Origin of the sequence: Legionella sp. (assembly GCF_965140895.1) — a bacterium.
In the GTDB taxonomy this organism is placed as follows: Bacteria; Pseudomonadota; Gammaproteobacteria; order Legionellales; family Legionellaceae; genus Legionella.
The window spans coordinates 34,487-53,778 of sequence record NZ_CBCSKT010000113.1 but is presented as its reverse complement, the minus strand read 5'-3'; the positions used below and the strand labels follow the sequence as shown (position 1 = coordinate 53,778).

Genomic DNA, 19,292 nt, shown 5'->3' with positions numbered 1-19,292 from the left:
ACTTGACTGCAGTATCTATAAACCTCGGAGTGATATAGGTAAGTTAAGTCTGAATACTGTGGTCAAGCGGTGGAATTCGGGAGGCACGTGCTCGCTGATGACGTGCCTTGATTGTCAATGCTTTTTAGCAAAAAACCATGGGATTAGAACGAATAAAATCAAACCACCCACAAGGAACGATTCAAATAGGAATACATCACCGATAGGAATTTGTGACGGGGGCGCAAAGCCAACCAGCATCGCACTGAGACAACATAAAATACCTAATCCAGAGATAAACCACATCATCTTATTTCCGCCTGGTATTTTATACCCACGTGGCTGATCAGGTCTGGAATATCTCAGTTTAATCGCTGCCGCGAACATAATGACATAAACCAATAAAGCCATTTGCGCGCTTAAATCACTCAACATCCAATAAGCAGCATTGATTGAATTTAATAAAATAAAAACGGTACTTAATATAGTAACAATGATTGCTTGCGTAAATAGAATAGTCGTTGGTGCACCATACTTATTGGTGCGGGCAAATCGTGCCGGCAAAGAGCCATCACGAGCAGAAACAAGCAAACCCTTGGTTGGACCAATAATCCAGGCGGAAACACCACTTAAACCGCCAAGAATGATTAACACGGCAATTATTGAGGTCATCCAAGGCATATGATAAGACTTAAAGAAAACCGCATAAGCGTCAATCAAGCCTGATACAACACTTAGGTTATCATTAGGAACTACGACAACAATGGCTAATGAGCCTAATGAAAGGGTAGAGATGATTAGCATGGTTGAGTATAACAACGCCCTAGGGTAGTCACGTTGAGGGTTTTTTACCTCTTCGGCATGCACCGCAGACATTTCCATACCAATTAAGCCAAATAAAACTGCAGCAAATAAGGAAAGATTGCCTAAAGACTCAAAATTAGGGAACCATGATGAGGGATAGTCGACCGCCATTGGTTTACCTTGCAGTGCCCACATAAGCGCTAATCCAATAATCACCAACATGGGGAGGACTGTTCCTAGTGTCGCGCCGACAATGCTCACAATACTTGATATCTTCATACCAAAGCAATTTAAGAATGTAAACAGCCAAAAGAGTCCAATAACAGTACCTAATAGATAAAACTTATTGTTTGCCAGTTCAGGGGCAATTAAATAAGACAGAGTAGAGGCAATAAAGGCAAGGATGGTGGGGTACCAAACAACGTTGTAGATCCACTGCAACCATATTGTAATAAACCCCGCTCGCTTACCAAAAGCTTCTCTAACCCAAACGTATAATCCGCCGGTATTTGGGTAGGCAGTGGCTAGTTCCGCTGCTACAAGAGCAACAGGAATAAAAAAAGCAAAAGCAGCAATCACATAATAAGAGACTAGTGATAAACCTAGTTTGGCGCTAATCGGTAAGGTACGTAAGCTATCAACAGCAATTACGTTAATCATTACCAAGGAAAAAACGCTCAAAACCTTTTTTGGTTGACTCATGATTAATCCTTAACGTACAAATAAATCATTAGGTTACTTGGGTACAAAGCTATTTTAATTAAGGATTAAGAAAGCAAAAAATTCTCCACGCACCTATCTGAATTCATAGTAAATAAGCAGTCGCGCAGTATAACAGTGGGGGGTAGCTAAGACAATAACCAGGGGGGAAAAACATAGGGGCATATTGAAAAAAGATATTACAGGGGCATAGCTTGGATGCAGCCTCTCATTTTTAGATGTCCCGCAGTTTGTTCTCGGGGCTAAAATGAGAGGCTTTTTCAGGTGTAGTCTGGTTGCTTGCAACCAGATTTTCCATTAAGCGATGTTTCTTAATACGTACTGTAGAATTCCACCATTTTTGTAGTATTCCAATTCGTCAGCAGTATCAATTCGGCATAGAGCTTGAATTTGCTCACTCTTACCATTAGCACGTTCTATGGTCACATTAACCATAGCGCCAGGAGCTAATGACTCAGAAACATCAATACTGATGCGCTCATCACCAGTTAGCTCAAGTGTTTTACGTGTCATATCTTGAGTAAACTGTAAAGGTAATACGCCCATACCAATTAAGTTAGAACGGTGAATACGCTCGAAGCTTTCAGTAATTACCGCTTTAACACCAAGTAAGTTCGTACCTTTCGCAGCCCAGTCTCTTGATGAACCAGTACCATACTCTTTACCTGCAATGACAACTAAGTCGTGATGATCTTTTTGATAGAGCATCGCAGCATCATAGATTGGCATTACATCGCCAGTAGGAATATAACGAGTGATACCACCTTCTTGACCAGGAGTCATTTCGTTACGAATACGAATATTCGCAAAAGTTCCTCGCATCATCACTTCATGATTACCACGACGTGAGCCATAAGAGTTGAATTCTTTCTCACTAACTCCTTTAGATTTTAAATACAAGCCCGCAGGTGAGTTGGCTTTAATTGAACCCGCAGGAGAAATATGGTCTGTAGTTATGGAGTCACCAAAAAGAGCCAATACATAAGCTTGTTTGATTGGCTTAATTGGATCTGGAGTAGCTTTTAAGTTATCGAAGAATGGAGGATGTTGAATGTATGTTGAATCAGCATTCCACTCATAAGTTTTGCCAGTGCTGGTCTTGATTGCTTGCCAGTGCGCATCACCTTTGAATACTTCTGCATATTCTTTACGGAACATGCTGCCAGTAACTTTAGAAACTTCAGCTGCAATTTCTGCATTTGTTGGCCAAATGTCTTTTAGGAATACATCATTTCCTTTGTTGTCTTTGCCAATTGGCTCTTTGGCTAAGTCAATGCAAGTAGTGCCGCAAAGCGCGTAAGCAACAACTAATGGAGGAGATGCCAACCAGTTTGTTCTTACTTGCGGATGCACACGACCTTCAAAGTTACGGTTTCCAGACAGTACAGAAGCAACAACCAAATCATGATCGCTGATTGAATGTGAAATCGCATCAGGAAGAGGGCCTGAGTTACCAATACAGGTAGTACAACCATAACCAACCAAGTTAAAACCTAATTGATCGAGGTACGATTGTAGACCAGCTTGTTTCAGGTAATCAGTAACTACTTTAGAACCAGGAGCTAATGACGATTTAACCCAAGGTTTACGTTGTAAGCCTTTTTCAATCGCTTTTTTAGCAACAAGACCGGCAGCCATGAGCACGCTCGGGTTTGAGGTATTGGTACAGCTGGTAATTGCAGCAATAACTACATTACCATGTTTCATTTCAAAGTCATGACCTTTTACTGGGAATGATTTGTCTTTTTCCTGTTCTTTACCTGATTCTTTTAAGAATGCAGTAAATTCAACAGGTAATGTGTGTAGATTTACTTTATCTTGTGGGCGTTTAGGACCTGCTAAAGAAGGTTCAATAGAGCCTAAATCCAAGTCTAAAGTATCAGTAAATACTGGATCTTCACTGTCTTTGTCGTACCACAAGCCTTGAGCTTTTGCATAAGCTTCAACCAGAGCAATTGTGTGGGCGTCACGGCCTGTTAACTCAAGATAACGAATGGTTTCTTTATCAACTGGGAAGAAGCCACAGGTAGCGCCATATTCTGGAGCCATGTTAGAAATGGTTGCACGGTCAGCAAGTGGTAAATCATTTAAACCTGGGCCATAGAATTCAACAAATTTGCCTACAACGCCTTTCTTTCTCAACATTTGAGTTACGGTGAGTACTAAGTCGGTCGCGGTGATTCCTTCTTGCATCTTACCATGTAACTTGAAGCCAATAACTTCTGGAATTAGCATAGATACAGGCTGGCCTAACATAGCAGCTTCAGCTTCAATACCTCCCACACCCCAGCCTAAAACACCTAAGCCATTGATCATGGTTGTATGAGAGTCAGTACCTACTAAGGTATCAGGATAGGCATATAATTGGCCATCGTCACTGCTGCTCCATACGGTTTTGCCTAAATATTCCAGGTTTACCTGATGACAAATACCTGTTCCAGGGGGAACAACTTGGAAATTGTTGAACGCTTTTTGTCCCCAACGTAAAAACTCATAACGCTCGTTGTTACGCTCCATTTCAATGTCGGTATTAATTGTTAATGAGTCACTAGTACCAAATTTATCAACCATAACAGAATGGTCAATGACTAAATCAACTGGAGATAAAGGAGAAATCTTATCTGGATTACCTCCCATTTTAACAATCGCTGCACGCATAGCAGCTAAGTCAACAACAGCAGGAACCCCTGTAAAGTCTTGCATAAGTACGCGAGCTGGGCGGAATGCAATTTCATGCTGTGATGTTTTTTTGTCTAACCATGCAGCAATTGCTTCAATGTCTTTGGTAGTTACGGTGTTGTTGTCTTCAAAACGTAATAGGTTTTCGAGAAGTACTTTAAGAGAGTAGGGAAGACGGCTAACCCCTTTTAAATTTTTATTTTCAGCTTCTTTTAGGCTGTAGTAGTTATAGGTCTTTCCACCTACGTGCAATTGACACTTGGTGGATAGACTGTCGTGGCCAACTTTCATAAAAAACTCCTGGAATTAAAAGTTGAATCATAGCTCAAATTTTAGAATTTTTCATGTGACTACATCATGAAAACAAATAAAATGTGGGCTTTAAAAGCTGCGAAGGAAATTTTGTTTGGGTTGCAGTTTTCATGTAACCCAAGGTGTGCTTTTTTATGCCACCATGCTTTTGCGTTCTTCACCCGATTTTTTTGATGAGAAAAAGAGTATCATCTCTATTCGCATTTAAATTTAAATGCGAATAGCTCTCCTTACAAAGTTTTACGCTCAAGTAATATTTATTAACGTGGTCTTAATTGTCTTTGCCGTTCGTTTGCAGTGAATAGAGATATCGCTATTACTTCGCTTTGTTGATTTTTTTGTCGACCTATTTGCGAATTGGGGGCTGACTAAGTAAAGGACGAATCATCAGTAGTTGCTCCTATCTTTTTGATAAAAAAAGAGTATCATCTTTGTTAAATGCGAATAGATCTCTTTACAAAGTTTTATGCTCAAGTAATATTTATTAGCGTGGTTTTTTCAGTTCGTTTGCAGTGAAGAGGGATATCGCTACGATGATTCGTAGTAAACGAAGGAGTGTTGGATGCTGGATTTAAATAGTTCATTGTTTATATTTAATAGCCAAGAGAGTATTGAACCGGAACAGATAACTGCAACTCAAGAAAATGAGCTGAAAGACGATGATTCAATTGATCCTGGCACCTTTCTATTTTTATTAGCGCAAGTCACCCCTGAGTTTGTTGAAGAAACCCAAAAAGATTCAGCAAAATCAGATTCGGTAAATTTTATTGACTCAGAGGCTGCAAAAAGTAAATCAGTTCAAGAGCCTAATCCTGAGACGTTGAACACAGAACTTAATACCAATTTAGAAGATAATGTTGCCGTAAGCTGGATTAATTCTGAGTATTATCAAGCCGAACGAAATTCTGGCTCTGTTATTTCAGTTACAGAAGCGGGACAAATAGCGCAGGTTACAGAGTTTTCCAAGAGTCCTATTCCTAAGACACAAATAATTCAAACTGAAGAGCACTCTTTGACGGAGATGCCTTCTGCTTTATTTGCATTGGCATCAGATGCTGAAGTAAAAATTAATGAGCAAGTGCAATTAAGTACGTATAATGTAGAGCCTGAATTAGCTGAGGTGAGCATCGATAAAGTACTATCGAATGATCTTGATGCACACAAACAAGGGGCTACAAGTGTGGCTTTGGCTGAGGATGGTCAGTTCTCAGTCGAGCGCAGCAATGCATTATCAATAACGCCAGCGAACCCTAAGAATCAAAGTGATTTATCCTCCAAAGAAGAAGATATTGAGTATTTTGAATCCTCTGATTTTGATATTGGAAATTTACCTCAAGCTAAAACGGAACAACAACTTTCCGAGTTTATTTTCTCTCGGGCAGAGGTTAACATACTGGAGCACTCAGGGGCAGTTGATCGTTCTGTAGTGAGTCATGTAATTAATAATCCAGAGCCTAATTCGATTGTCAGCTCGAAACAGGTTGAGCGTAGCAGTTCCCCCTCGACAGCTCTTTCTATCCCATTGGATATTGACGATCCAATGTGGTCAAAGCAATTTTCTGAGCATGTAATGTGGTTGGGACAGCAAGGGATTAAAAATGCGACTATTAAAATACATCCTGAAGAGCTAGGGCCTTTAGAGATTAGTATTAAAGTGATTAACGATTCAGCATCGGTAAATATCATCAGTCATAGCCAGCAAGCCCGAGATGTTATTGATCAGTCAGTTTCCCGATTACATACGATGATGGCAGAACAAGGCCTTAATCTGTCTGAATTTAATGTCGACTCTGAAGATGGCTCACGTCAGTTTGCACAACAGCATGAAGGCTTCTCTCAAGAAGAGGTTGGTTACTTAAATGAAACTGAAGAGGAAATACTGTCCACACCGGTAAAAAATAAGATGAGGCCACAGGGTGTGATTGATTATTTTGCTTAGAATGTGGCTGGGCTGAAACGGCCAGTATCCGGAGTAAAATGAACTATATTTGCTGGGCTGTTCAGCCCAGCCTACTCGCGAACAATACGGTTTAACAATTATCTACGACAAGTACGGTTGCATCGTATAACCCGTCCAGTCCAACGATCTACTAAGCAATTTTGACGACAACCATGACCGATGTATCTCCAACCTGTCCAGCGAACACTTCTGTGGCGATGTTGAACTTGAACACGGGGACCAACGTAAACAGGCGCATTGGTATGGTAGCCTACAAAATAAGCAAGTTGTTGTCCGGCTAAGGGTGATGTTGCAGCCTTAGCAGTGTTGTATAGTCCTCCGCCAATTAAGAGTACAAAAGAAAAAAGAAGTATTGATAAAGCCTTACTGTTTTTAGTTTTTGCTCGTTCCATGATTGAGGTCCTTTTTTGTTGTTCTATGAGAATTATAGACTATAAATTGAAATGATTAATTTTTTCACAGGTGATTTTAATAATGACTAAAAAAACAATATTAATAACAGGTTGCTCAAGTGGTATTGGATTAGATGCCGCGCAAGCGTTACAGAAAAGAGGATATCAAGTAATCGCATCGTGTAGGAAAAAGGAAGATCAACAACACCTTATTGCTTTAGGATTGGATGCGGTTCTTTTAGATGTAAATGACTCCGGCTCAATCAAAACCGCTTTTGCTGAAGTGCTCACGAAAACAGGTGGTCACTTAGATGTCTTAATTAATAATGCAGGTTATGGGCAGGTTGGTGCGCTAGAGGATGTCTCTCGTGAGGCATTACGCCAGCAATTTGAAACGAATGTTTTTGGCTTGATGGAGCTTAGTGCGTTAGCAATACCCGTAATGCGTCAACAGGGACAAGGGCGGATAATTAATATTAGCTCAATCCTTGGTATTATAAGTATACCTTTTCGTGGGGCATATAATGCATCCAAGTATGCTGTAGAGGGTATAAGTGATACGTTGAGACTGGAGCTTAAATCTTCGGGCATCAAGGTAATTGCCATAGAGCCTGGCCCCATAGAGAGTCGTTTTCGCGACAATTGTGTTGAGAGCACGTTTACAACCATTCATCCAGAAAAGAGCCATTTTAATGCACAATACACCAAGCTTATTCAGAGCCATAAAGAAACGGGTTCTAATTCATTATTTACTAAAACACCCGAGGCCGTAATTGCTAAGTTGATTCATGCAATTGAGTCTAAACGACCCCGTGCAAAATATCCTGTTACGTTTCCTGCACATGTTATGATTTTTTTAAAGCGGATATTAAGTACAAACATGTTGGATAGATTTTTGTTACGGGTATCGAAAAGTGAATTGGCTCCGGTGGATAAGAATGGATAAAGAATATTGGCACCAAAAATGGCAATCCCAAGAAGTTGGGTTTAATCAATTGCAAGCCAATAAGCTGATGCAACGTTATTTTTCATCATTGAGCCTTGCGCCTGGTTGTCGTGTTTTTGTCCCCTTATGCGGTCAAAGTATTGATATGCTTTGGCTTGTAGAGCAAGATTATCAGGTGGTTGGTATTGAGCTCAGTCAAATCGCGTGTAGCGCTTTTTTTGAAGAAAATAAAATCTCAACTAAGATAGAGGAAACAAATGATTTTATTTGGTATCGAAGTGATAGAGTTAGCATTTTTGCAGGTGATTTTTTTAAACTCAATCGATCAATTCTTGGTAAAGTGGATGCAGTATATGATCGAGCAGCATTAATTGCGTTACCTATGGATGTTCGTAAATCTTATTCTAAACATCTAATCGGATTAATGGATCCAGCAGCAGCGATGTTTTTAATTACAACAGCGTATAATCAAAATGAGATGCAAGGACCACCATTTTCTGTAGATGAGAATGAGGTTAGTGCACTTTATAGCGCTTATTTTGATATTAATCAGTTGTATAGTAAGCCATTCGAAACTCCAGCCCACCTTAAGGATAAAGGGTTATTAAAAGCCACCGAGCAAGTTTATTTATTGACCAGGAAAAAAACTGGTGAATAAGGATGGATGGGCAGAACTGACCCTGAAGTCAATCCAAGCATCAGCTCAATCATTGAATTCTTGATTTATCATATTCAGTGCGAGGCCAATGGGAGCGTATTGCCTCCCTTATTCTATGTCATCACTTCAATCGTAAGCAACATCGAGCTGACCTGATTTTCCTTATTTGTAATATGTTATAAACTCTATAGGATTTTTGGCTCCATAGAGGAAGATATGTTGTATTTTAACAAATTGTGCGTCAGTTAAATGTAACTCATATTTAAATGACTTGTTTTCTAATAAAATGGGTTGTATATCAAGAAAGTTATTCTGAAGTAAGATAGTCAGCAATCATACGCTGTAATTCATCAATATCACTGGCTTTAATATATTTCTTAAATTGCTGATTTATATTAAGCGCATAAATAGATGAATCAATATAATACAATTCAAAGCAGTGCATATATTCCTTTTGATTTCATTACTATTATAGCCATATTACTAGTCGATATTTTTAAACTAGGCGGGCCGATTTTAAAGGGTCTCATTGCTAATTATATCCGATGTGATTATTAACTTGTTTTAAAATATTACAAGACAACTCGTTTCCCTCCTCATCAAAGATGAGTAGATCAACAAGGCCACCAGAAGCTAATTTTTATACAAAAGAGAAGAAAACTTACAAATTCTTTGCTAATATCAGTTTTGAGTTCAGACTCATTAACCATCAAGGAACGTTATACTATGAAAAAAACAACAATGGCTGTAGCTGCCTTGTTAACGGTGTTGGCCGCACCTGTGCTATCTGTTGCTTATGCTGATGAGGCCACTACAGCAGCTAGCTGCAAAACGTGTAAAGGCTGTGCAGGTAAACATGATTGCAAAGGCTGCACAGGTTGCAAAGGCGATGCCGGTTGCAAAGGCTGCAAAGGCTGTGCTGGTGAGAATCACTAATTTTTATTCTTTAAGGGGGTAGTTTACTACCTCTTTTTCTTATGAATACAAGTACTAACGCTATAAGATTACATCAACCATTGATGTAATGGGATTCTTTGACAGTCTTGCTTCTTTTCAAGATTTTGCGGGATATTCAATAGCTTCTTCAAAAAAAATACATGAGCTTGGTGGGTTGGTTTCAGTATACTTAGCATCAAATCTTTATTATCAGGAAGAAATAAAAAGTTATTTTAATGATTTGACTAATTTAATCGATGTTTTAGACATACCTACTGATGATACTGCAATGCTCGTATCTATTGCTGCTCAAAATACGTCTGATCCTACCTTGAAAGAACAAACTGAATTTGTTGATAAAAGGATTTTTCCAAGTCAATTGAACTAGTTAATCTGTACTATACTTTATGAGCACACCACAATAAGCGGAGCTATTGCATGTCCCTTCACGGCAAAAACGTATATAAAAAAGATGAAATTGAGGCCATCAATCATTATTACATGGAGATTATCAACGCAATGCCTAATATTGCTTATTGGGTTGATCTGGAATGTAATTTGAAAGGGTGCAATAGTAATTTTCGCGATTTATTAGGTTTGAAAAAGCTAAAGGATTTTAATGGCACTCCTTATCAAAAAATGATTGAGTTTGGTCATTGGGATGAGGTTCGGATTGAGGCTTTAAAATTAGAAGACATGAAGGTCCTTTTTTCCGGTGAGTCACAGCATCACATCGAAGAAGAACCCATTCAAAATCAAAATGGCAAAGTATTTTATTTTCATACCTCACGAGTACCTATCTTTGATTTACAAAAAGAGGTCATTGGTTTAGTTGTGGTCTTAACGGATGTGAGCATGAGTAAAGCCGTTGCTGCATCGACACCAGCTATTGATGACGCTGATCAAGAGGTACAAGCAGCTATTAAAGAAGGGCACTTACCTACAGTTCTGATGGTTGAGGATAATGTAATTGCCCAAAATGTTGAAAAAGCATTACTTACTTCCCTAAATTGCCATGTGGATATTGCCGAAACCGCGGATAATGCGTTGAAATTGTTCCAACCTGGAAAATATGACTTAGTTTTGATGGATATTGGTTTAGAAGATTCATCAGGCTATATCGTGGCGAAGCAATTAAGACAAAAAGAAAAAGACACGAGATTTCATGTGCCAATTATTGCTTTAACGGGGTATGAGGCCGATGTAGTGAAATACGATTGCCAGCATTATTTTATGGAAGGGGCAATTAGCAAGCCTCTAACCAGTGAGCAAGCGGAGCAAATTATCAAACACTACGTGTATAATTTGGATATTTCCGTTCGTGGTTTGAAGAGCATTTAGCATATGCTATGATGGCATTATTTTAGTGATTGCTTGGGGCTTAACGTACGTCGTTTAGTCTTATGGTTTTTTATTTTGCAAGATCCGTTCGAATCGATCCCGCGGTTAAGCGGCTCGGAATTCAGGTCTTGTGAGAATGTGAAACTGAGAGCTAATTGGAGCGATTTAGGTTGACGATCCAATATGAGCTATTACCCACTTAATGGTGAAATAATCCCCCATGAACGGAAATTCCGAACGTATATTATCTTTAGACGTATTTCGCGGTTTAACTATGGCGTTAATGGTATTAGTGAATAGCCAGGGAACCCACGAAGCTTATCCTTTGCTCGACCATGCGGTCTGGAACGGTTGTACTTTTGCCGATTTAGTCTTCCCATCTTTTTTATTTATTGTCGGGGTAACAACGGTCATTAGTTTAAAAAGACAAGTAATAGCAAATGCTCAAGTCTCTTTAGATGTTTATAAAAATATTTTTAAACGCAGTGTATTGCTCTTTTTATTTGGACTCTTTTTAAATGCGTTTCCTTTGCATTTTGATTTTGCAACCATTCGTATTTATGGCATTTTGCAACGTATCGCGATTTGTTATTTTGTGTGTTCTCTTCTTTATTTAAATACTTCTGTCAGAACCCAGGCTGTGCTTTTCGGAGCTATCCTTCTCGGTTATTGGTACCTGATGGTTTTTGTGCCAGTGCCAGGAGGAATAGGGGATGCATTAAGTATGACCAATAATTGGGTGCTTTATATTGATCAAAAATTTTTAGCACCGCCACATTTTTATAAAAATTTTGATCCGGAAGGTTTATTAAGTACGATTCCCGCAATAGCGACTACTTTGGCCGGACTCTTGACGGGAAGCTTGCTACTTACCTCACTTGGCAAACAAAAAAAATGTGCCTTAATGGTGTTAGCAGGCTTGGTTTTTCTTTTATTAGGCTGGCTTTGGAGTTATAGCTTCCCCATTAATAAAAATTTGTGGTCTAGTTCTTTCGTTTTATGGGTTGGGGGCATTTCTCTTTGGGGCTTTGCCTTGTGTTTTTATGTGATTGACATTCTAGGCTACAGCAAATGGGCTGTGCCCTTTAAAATTTTTGGCATGAATGCGCTGCTTATTTTTATTTTTCATGTATTGTTACTTAAGTTGCAAGCTGTATTCAATGTTACGATGCCTAATGGAACTTCGGAGAATTTGCGAGTAGCAATTTCCGAGTATTTATTTGGTAGTTTTAGCCAAGAAAATGCAGGGCTATTTTATTCGTTAATTTTTCTTTTTTTAAATTTTCTTTTTGCAGCGTTCTTGTATAGACGGAAAATGTTTTTTAAATTATGAGGTTTGTGTTGTTGCAGTACAGAATGAATCCCGCAGTCAAGTCACGGGAATTCGGCCGTTCATTTTTTAACAACATCCAAAGCGATTTGTATTTCCTTATTCGTAGCATCTTTTTACACCTAATCTTTCATAATAATTCACGAGTAATTTCTTCTTGTTTTGTAGTTGCAAATATTAGCCTTATCCAAAATGCATATGCCGTAGATCGCTAATTATACTTATAGAGCAACAATAAATCAAAATTGTTTTTTGCTTCATATATTGTCATCCTATATGATTTAGCTATAATTAAAGGTTGAATTTATTAAACTGAAGTTAATGGAGTTGTTTTAGATGCCAATTTATGAATACCAATGTACAAATTGTCATCATCATTTTGATTTAATGCAAAAAATCAGTGATGAACCTGTTAAGCAATGTCCAGAGTGTGGAAAGGATACGGTAATTAAACTGATTTCTGCAGCGGGTTTCCAGTTAAAAGGAACAGGCTGGTATGCTACTGATTTCAAAAATAAAAGCAGTACTTCGTCAACCACCTCTACAAGCAAAGAAACTACCCCTGCAAAGGCTGATACTAAATCGACAAGCAAGGACTAGGTAGTATTTCAGAATTTTTGGTAATGGTTCCAAATCTTAATAAAATTAAATAGGCGGTTTTTATGCGTACACACTACTGTTTGGGAGTGGATGAATCTAGTTTAGGTAAAGAAGTTACTGTGTGTGGGTGGGTACATCACCGACGTGATCATGGAGGTGTAATATTCCTGGATATCCGCGATCGCACAGGCTTATTACAGGTGGTATACGAGCCAGAGAATCAAGACATTTTTGCAGTTGCAGAAAAACTCCGTTCTGAATTTGTTGTAGCCATTACCGGGATAGTACGCAATCGACCTGAAGGTATGATTAATGAAGCCATGCCTACAGGACGAATTGAAGTTCTAGGCACCAAGCTGGAAATTTTAAACCAATCGCCAACACCACCATTCTTACCGGATGATTTTCAAACAGTAAATGAAGATTTACGCTACAAATATCGCTATATTGATTTGCGCCGTCCCTCAATGCAAGCGAAGTTGCAGTTAAGACATCAATTAAACACCTGTATGCGTAACTACTTGAATCAACAAGGCTTCCTTGATATTGAAACCCCTATGTTGACTAAAGCAACTCCCGAGGGTGCACGTGACTATTTAGTTCCATCCAGAGTGCACCCAGGTGAGTTTTATGCATTACCCCAATCACCTCAGCTGTTTAAGCAACTATTGATGGTGGCAGGTTTTGATAAGTATTACCAAATAGTTCGTTGCTTCCGTGATGAAGATTTACGTGCAGACCGACAACCTGAGTTTACTCAGCTTGATATCGAGATGTCCTTCATTGATGAAATGGACATTCAAAATTTAATAGAAGGTTTATTAAAGCTTGTCTTTAAAGAAATCCTTAATGTTGATTTACCTGAAAAGCTACCTAGAATGGCATATTCTGAAGCAATGCGTCGTTTTGGTAGTGATAAGCCGGATATGCGTAACCCACTGGAGCTGGTGGATGTTGCTGATCTGGTTAAAGAATGCGACTTTAAAGTATTTTCCAGTGCAGCCAATGATGCAGATTGTCGCGTTGTGGCATTAAAACTTCCTAAAGGTAATGAGTTAAGTAGAAAAGAGCTGGATGATTACGGTAATTTTGTAGGCATTTATGGCGCGAAAGGGTTGGCGTACATCAAAGTCAACGATCGCAGCAAAGGGATGGACGGCTTGCAATCGCCAATTCTTAAGTTTCTTTCAGAAGCCGTAGTTGAGGGGATTCTTAATCGAGTTGAAGCCGAAACTGGAGACGTTGTGTTCTTTGGTTCAGACAAGACTCATATCGTAAATGAAGCGATGGGCGCTTTACGCATTAAATTAGGGCATGATAGAAAGTTACTTAGTGATAAATGGGAGCTTTTATGGGTTGTTGACTGGCCAATGTTTGAAATGGATCATGAAAACAATAGGTTACAAGCGATGCATCATCCGTTTACTTCGCCAAAAGAGTTGTCTCCGGAATCATTATGTGCAAATCCTACTCACACTTTAGCTAAAGCTTATGATATAGTAATAAACGGCTATGAAATTGGTGGTGGATCTATTCGTATCCATCAGTCCGATTTACAGAAAGCTGTATTTAATTTACTTGGAATTAATGAACAAGAAGCTCAAGAAAAGTTTGGCTTTTTACTCGATGCCTTACAATATGGGGCACCGCCACATGGTGGTATCGCTTTAGGTATCGATCGTTTAGCTATGTTACTTACGGATTCTACTTCAATTAGAGACGTAATCGCATTTCCTAAAACTCAAACGGCTTCCTGTCTTTTAACCAGTGCACCATCACCGGCTAATAGTGCACAGCTTAATGAATTAGGAATTAGACTTGCTCCAGCTAAATCGACAAAATAGTGTGTTTCGTCATAACACCAGCGCTGCCTGCTGGTGTTATGCCTTTTTTATATTTTTCTTTTCGCTATGCTATTCCAGTTATTCTTTAGCGAACACTGCGCCTGCACAAAAAAAATTCGCATCGGTTGCGGTAGTAGTGCAAAGACCTACGAATTTCAATGAATATTTAACCCAGGAAAAAAATCGCCTCACAGCGGCAATTAAAGAGAGCAAACGGCATCTGCAACCTAAAGATGAAAAAGAATATCAAGCTAAATTGGGGCAGGTATCATCGATACTTAAAATGACAGCTGTCAAAATTGACAGCTTAAATGGGTTTCTCGAACAACAAAATCTAGAGCAAAACACCCTCAATCAACGCTTAAAACATTTACAACAATTACCCATAGCCAAAGAAGGGATTACCATTGAAGAGCGAGTGGCTAAGGTTGAAGTATTGTTGGAGATTAATAAGCAAGCAACGCAGCTAATTAATGATAATTTAGCCCTTGCGAAAGAATTTCATGATGTGCTTACGGAGGAAGGGAAGTATTTAGAGTTTTGGCATGCAAACTTTGTCTTAGAGCAAAAATTGCTGCAAATTAAAGCCATCAAAGATAAATTAAATCAGGATTTAAATAAGCTTTATCAAAGCGACCTGGCAAAGACTAATGGAAAAAGAGCGGTAGTACTCAAGGCTAACGATGCCGACTATGAAACACGACTCTTAGTTAATAACCAAAATATTGCTGCAATTCAATATGAACTGAATGCGTTGAGTGCGCAAAAAATGGTGGTTAGGGCGGATATGATTTATCTTAAAAGCCCGGATAGCAAAAACTTACAATTGGTTACGGATATTTATAAAGATGCACTAAGCCAATACAGTAAAATCGCGAAGTCGCTGCAGCAAATTAGTGTTTTCTTGAATTCTGAAGCGAATGGAATTAAAACACCAGATCTTAAAAAGACAGTAAAAACATTAGTGAATACCTTAGCGCTACGTCTTAATGAAATCGGATTCCAGAAACAAGAAACTTTAAAAAAATTAGCAGATTATCAAACGCAATTAAAACAATTAATTTCTTCCAGGCAAACACTCGCTGAATACAACATTAACAGCTGGCCTATTATTGTTAAAAAAATTGCTGCGATTCCAAGCTTATTTTATAAATACATAAAAACATTAAGCTTGAAAGTTTATGATAGTTATTTGTGGTTAACTCCATTAGTCCAGACAATGTTTTGGGGTGGATTGACTTTGATAGCAGGTTTGTTCTTTATATTGAATCGCTTCTTAAAAATATGGCGCAGCGATAAAGAGCGTTCGCGTTTGGCGGGCTATCTTCTCGATGGATTTTTAGTGCTCATAGAAAGAAACATACCGTATCTTTGCTTCACGGCGATGCTTGTGATGGTATTCTACGTGACGCATATTTCCTTTGCTAATTATCAACTCGTACTGAAACTCATCGCTGTATGGTTTACATTCCGCATTGCCATTTTAATTCCGCGTTTGGCTTTATTAGAGACGCTGTCTGATTCTTCAGGTAAAGATGTTAAACTCTATTATCACTTGAAATGGCTTTTACTGTTTGGTGGCTGGACTACAGCACTGATGACTATTGGCCATTTATTGCCTTTATCCTTATTGCTTCAGGACATATTCAACCGTTTATTCATGTTGTTTCTCTTAGCCGTATCTGTAGTGGGTTGGAAAAACCGAGAAGTGGTGCGCTATCTGATCCATCCATTATTAACCAATAAGAAACGTTACGTGCTTAACGCAATTTCTTTGTTAATTATTTTGGTCCCTATTACGGTATTTTCTACTGCAGTAATTGGTTTGTCAGGATTTATTAACCTGGCTTGGACAATGAGCCAATATCAGGCCAATGCACTTACGGTGTTAGTCACCTATATTATCGCTCGTGGTTTACTTTGTGATGCGCTTGAGCTCTTTTCAGAATGGATGATTTCCTCATTACGCAACGGTTGGTTATGGATCGAGGTCTTTTTAAAGCCGATTGATAGTATTTTGCGTATCGGTATGCTTTTTTTCAGCTTCAGCATGCTCTGTAATTTATTTGGCTGGAATTCTGATTCATGGGTCATTGTTAGTTTGGAGCATTTAGTACAATCTACCATTGTGAATGTACCTGGGATTCATATTACCGTTGCCAGCACGCTTGCATTTTTAATTTTGTTAGCCATTTTCTTTTGGGCGGCAAAATGGACGCGCGAGTTTTGTTATCGCTGGTTATTTAAAAATACTAAAGACGTAGGTATTCGCAATAGCCTTTCTGTATTTAGTCAATATTCAGTGGTACTCATTGGCGGTTTTGTTACTTTGCACGTTTGGGGTTTTGACTTTAGCGGTATGTCCATGATTATAGGAGGACTTGCGGTCGGTATGGGTTTTGGCTTGCGTGATTTTGCCAGTAACATTGTTGGTGGACTGATGTTATTGATCGAGCGACCTGTGCGTGAAGGGGATTTAATTACTATTGGTGAGTATGAAGGCCAGGTGAAACATATTGGTATTCGCTGCATGCGTGTTTCATCTTGGGATAATATGGAAATATTAATTCCCAATGCAGAAACATTTAACAAGCCATTTACTAACTGGACCCACCAGGATGGTATCGTGCGCTCGGTCGTTCCTATCAAGGTAAGCCGTGCCGATGACCCCGTAATGATTCAGCAATTAATTCTTGATGTCTTGGCAATTATTCCTGAAATTGTGCCAGATCCTCCGGCGCAAGTATTTCTTAAGAAAATCGATGAGGCACTCATTGAGTTCGAAGCACGTTATTATGTTAATGTTCAACTACACTCACGCTTTGAAGTGCGCTCGAACGTACTTTTTGCCATAACGGCTCAATTTAAAGCGGCAAATGTTAGACCGCCTGTTGAACCACTTGCTATTGAAATTAAAGAAGGACATGGACAACTTGTTGCAAAGGATTAGCCCCCCAACAACCGAGGCGGAGCTAATCCAACGTTGCGCCAATTTGGTTGGCTTGAGCTTTGCTCAATTGAGTCTAAGTTTGGGCTTAACTATTCCCGAAAACCCAGATCAGCGCAAAGGTTGGATAGGGCAAGTGATTGAACTCGCTTTAGGTGCGAATGCATTTAATCAGTCTTTACCCGATTTTCAAGAGTTAGGTGTTGAACTTAAAACTTTACCTATAGCTGCATCTGGAAAACCTACAGAATCTACCTTCATCACCTCAATTCCTTTATTGACCATTTATCAACAAGAGTGGCTTACATCGCAATGCTATGCCAAATTACGACGCGTGCTCTGGGTTCCTGTTGAAGGAGACACCGATATTCCATACTCGCAAAGACGAATTGGCCTGGGATTCTTATGGTCACCTAGCGTAGAAGATGAAACAATCTTGGCTGCTGATTGGAATTATTTAACGCAACAAATCAGTACTGGATATCTTGAAACATTGGATGCCAGTGTGGGCGAGTATCTGCAAGTGAGACCCAAAGGGGCTAGTGGTAAATCCCTCTGTTATGGATTTGATAGTGAGGGAAATAAGGTAAAAACATTACCTCGAGGCTTTTATCTTAGGACTCGATTCACAGAAAAAATATCTCTTTAATGGCCACTTAATAATCTGTCGATATAACTGAACTTATTTTGGTTGAGGTTAGTTATTATGCGGTTTGGTATTAAGGCGATTGAAAGAAGATAAGGGGGGTTACGAATTGCAATTTGATGGCAAATTTGTACGTTATATTAAATGCCGTGTAGTTTTTTCTTCTTGTGAAGTACGTCCATTTGCCAAATATTGGGAAGCAAATTCCTAATATTAGCATCAAGGCTGGGCTGTAAAAGCCCAGCATCAGAATTAGCGCACTCGATATTATCTGGTTTTTTCAACCTAGCCTATTGTGCTCTCTTAAGCTGATTTGGGATGAGAAAAACTGGAGGAAATCACTTCGGGTATCATCCCTTTGACATAATCAACCGGCTGCTGAATTTTTGATTTCAATAAATCGCGACAGTAGGGGCTGGTGGCAAAATAACGTAGAGATTGCTCAAAGCCGGCTAAAGGATTAATGGATAAGGCTTCGGTTTCTACCTGAATTTGCAGCGGTTTGAGCTTATCTGAAATTTCAGGCGCTGAGGAGAAGAATCGACCATAGAGACTTTGACCCACGGCAAATACTGCACTAAAACCTGTTTTGACTTCTTCTTCTGCAGTAACTTTAGGCCAAGCCAGCATAAACTGGAGAGGGCACAGGGGAGCCAATAAAGTAATTAATCGTTGCATTTCTGTGGTATTTAACTTCTCGGCATTATTGCTTTTCCCATCATAAATGTCTTTGCCATCTTTGAGAACCCAGTTGTAAATTTCTTTCATTTCTTGCAATTCGTTATAGAAATCAGTAGTGCTAAATTTTTGTAGAATAAATCCTGCGGCACCTAAATAAAGAAAAGCAGATAAAAAGTAGTTTGCAAACTCTGGCAGAGGTAATAGCATTCTGACTGTAGTAAATATCCCCCAGGTCTGAAGTCCTGTACTCATGCCTTGAAATAGATACATCTGATTCAGAGTAAACTCAAAATCATCAATGCGTTTTTTTAATACGTCTAATTGTTCTTTATTGGATGGATTAAATGGTTGGGACATAAATCGTTGTAAATTTGCTTCATGTTCTTCTCTTTCCTTTTTGATTTCATCCATTCCCATAGCATTAACTTTGCCCATGATTGTACTCCTCCGAAAGATTTTTAAGTTACCTCCCCATCCTACCTGAAACATTTAGAAAAAAGCCATCGATTTTTAATGA

At 39.0% G+C, this 19,292-nt stretch carries 16 protein-coding genes; 11 read left to right on the top strand and 5 right to left on the bottom strand.

Annotation, left to right across the window (positions count from 1 at the left end):
* Positions 1 to 114: 114 nt before the first annotated feature.
* A complete protein-coding gene (locus tag ACQY7T_RS11795) occupies positions 115 to 1,485 on the bottom strand; it encodes an amino acid permease (RefSeq protein WP_428413667.1) in 1,371 nt (456 codons plus the stop codon).
* Positions 1,486 to 1,800: 315 nt separating this feature from the next.
* The gene (gene acnA, locus ACQY7T_RS11790) at positions 1,801 to 4,473 is read right to left on the bottom strand and encodes an aconitate hydratase AcnA (protein WP_428413665.1); all 2,673 of its coding nucleotides are present in this window, start codon (positions 4,471 to 4,473) and stop codon (positions 1,801 to 1,803) included.
* 583 nt (positions 4,474 to 5,056) lie between these two features.
* Between acnA and ACQY7T_RS11785 the strand changes: the two genes are divergently transcribed.
* Entirely contained in the window at positions 5,057 to 6,433 is a 1,377-nt protein-coding gene (locus ACQY7T_RS11785) for a flagellar hook-length control protein FliK (RefSeq protein ID WP_428413663.1), read from the top strand.
* A gap of 98 nt (positions 6,434 to 6,531) precedes the next feature.
* On the opposite strand, the gene ACQY7T_RS11780 is transcribed toward ACQY7T_RS11785, so the two are convergent.
* Entirely contained in the window at positions 6,532 to 6,846 is a 315-nt protein-coding gene (locus tag ACQY7T_RS11780; protein ID WP_428413661.1) for a hypothetical protein, read from the bottom strand.
* An 82-nt stretch (positions 6,847 to 6,928) separates the two neighbouring features.
* Here ACQY7T_RS11780 and ACQY7T_RS11775 point away from each other — a divergent pair, with 82 nt between their 5' ends.
* Together ACQY7T_RS11775 and tmpT are read left to right on the top strand one after the other, a co-directional pair.
* Entirely contained in the window at positions 6,929 to 7,792 is an 864-nt protein-coding gene (locus ACQY7T_RS11775; RefSeq protein ID WP_428413659.1) for an SDR family NAD(P)-dependent oxidoreductase, read from the top strand.
* On the top strand, positions 7,785 to 8,450 hold the full coding sequence (gene tmpT / locus ACQY7T_RS11770; RefSeq protein WP_428413657.1) for a thiopurine S-methyltransferase: 666 nt from the start codon (positions 7,785 to 7,787) through the stop codon (positions 8,448 to 8,450). Before ACQY7T_RS11775 ends, tmpT begins: the two co-directional genes overlap by 8 nt.
* Before the next feature lie 307 nt (positions 8,451 to 8,757).
* Here the strand turns inward: tmpT and ACQY7T_RS11765 are convergent, their stop codons facing one another.
* Positions 8,758 to 8,895, bottom strand: coding sequence for a hypothetical protein (locus ACQY7T_RS11765; protein ID WP_428413655.1), 138 nt, complete (start codon positions 8,893 to 8,895; stop codon positions 8,758 to 8,760).
* A gap of 281 nt (positions 8,896 to 9,176) precedes the next feature.
* Here ACQY7T_RS11765 and ACQY7T_RS11760 point away from each other — a divergent pair, with 281 nt between their 5' ends.
* The 8 genes from ACQY7T_RS11760 (at position 9,177) to mutH (ending at position 18,097) form a co-directional block, all read left to right on the top strand.
* Entirely contained in the window at positions 9,177 to 9,386 is a 210-nt protein-coding gene (locus ACQY7T_RS11760; protein WP_428413653.1) for a hypothetical protein, read from the top strand.
* A gap of 88 nt (positions 9,387 to 9,474) precedes the next feature.
* Entirely contained in the window at positions 9,475 to 9,774 is a 300-nt protein-coding gene (locus ACQY7T_RS11755) for a hypothetical protein (protein WP_428413651.1), read from the top strand.
* A 50-nt stretch (positions 9,775 to 9,824) separates the two neighbouring features.
* Positions 9,825 to 10,727, top strand: a complete 903-nt coding sequence (locus ACQY7T_RS11750) for a response regulator (protein ID WP_428413649.1) — start codon at positions 9,825 to 9,827, stop codon at positions 10,725 to 10,727.
* A 220-nt stretch (positions 10,728 to 10,947) separates the two neighbouring features.
* Positions 10,948 to 12,060 carry an acyltransferase family protein gene (locus tag ACQY7T_RS11745; RefSeq protein WP_428413647.1) on the top strand — a complete coding sequence of 371 codons (1,113 nt, stop codon included), beginning with the start codon at positions 10,948 to 10,950 and terminating at the stop codon, positions 12,058 to 12,060.
* Between the two features lie 333 nt (positions 12,061 to 12,393).
* A complete protein-coding gene (locus ACQY7T_RS11740) occupies positions 12,394 to 12,657 on the top strand; it encodes an FmdB family zinc ribbon protein (RefSeq protein WP_428413645.1) in 264 nt (87 codons plus the stop codon).
* Between the two features lie 62 nt (positions 12,658 to 12,719).
* Positions 12,720 to 14,501 carry an aspartate--tRNA ligase gene (aspS, locus tag ACQY7T_RS11735; protein ID WP_428413643.1) on the top strand — a complete coding sequence of 594 codons (1,782 nt, stop codon included), beginning with the start codon at positions 12,720 to 12,722 and terminating at the stop codon, positions 14,499 to 14,501.
* Positions 14,476 to 17,451 carry a mechanosensitive ion channel domain-containing protein gene (locus tag ACQY7T_RS11730; protein ID WP_428413641.1) on the top strand — a complete coding sequence of 992 codons (2,976 nt, stop codon included), beginning with the start codon at positions 14,476 to 14,478 and terminating at the stop codon, positions 17,449 to 17,451. The genes aspS and ACQY7T_RS11730 overlap by 26 nt, the downstream gene beginning before the upstream one ends.
* Positions 17,426 to 18,097, top strand: a complete 672-nt coding sequence (gene mutH / locus ACQY7T_RS11725; RefSeq protein ID WP_428413639.1) for a DNA mismatch repair endonuclease MutH — start codon at positions 17,426 to 17,428, stop codon at positions 18,095 to 18,097. Before ACQY7T_RS11730 ends, mutH begins: the two co-directional genes overlap by 26 nt.
* A 300-nt stretch (positions 18,098 to 18,397) precedes the next feature.
* Here the strand turns inward: mutH and ACQY7T_RS11720 are convergent, their stop codons facing one another.
* A complete protein-coding gene (locus ACQY7T_RS11720; RefSeq protein WP_428413637.1) occupies positions 18,398 to 19,210 on the bottom strand; it encodes a hypothetical protein in 813 nt (270 codons plus the stop codon).
* Positions 19,211 to 19,292 lie beyond the last annotated feature (82 nt).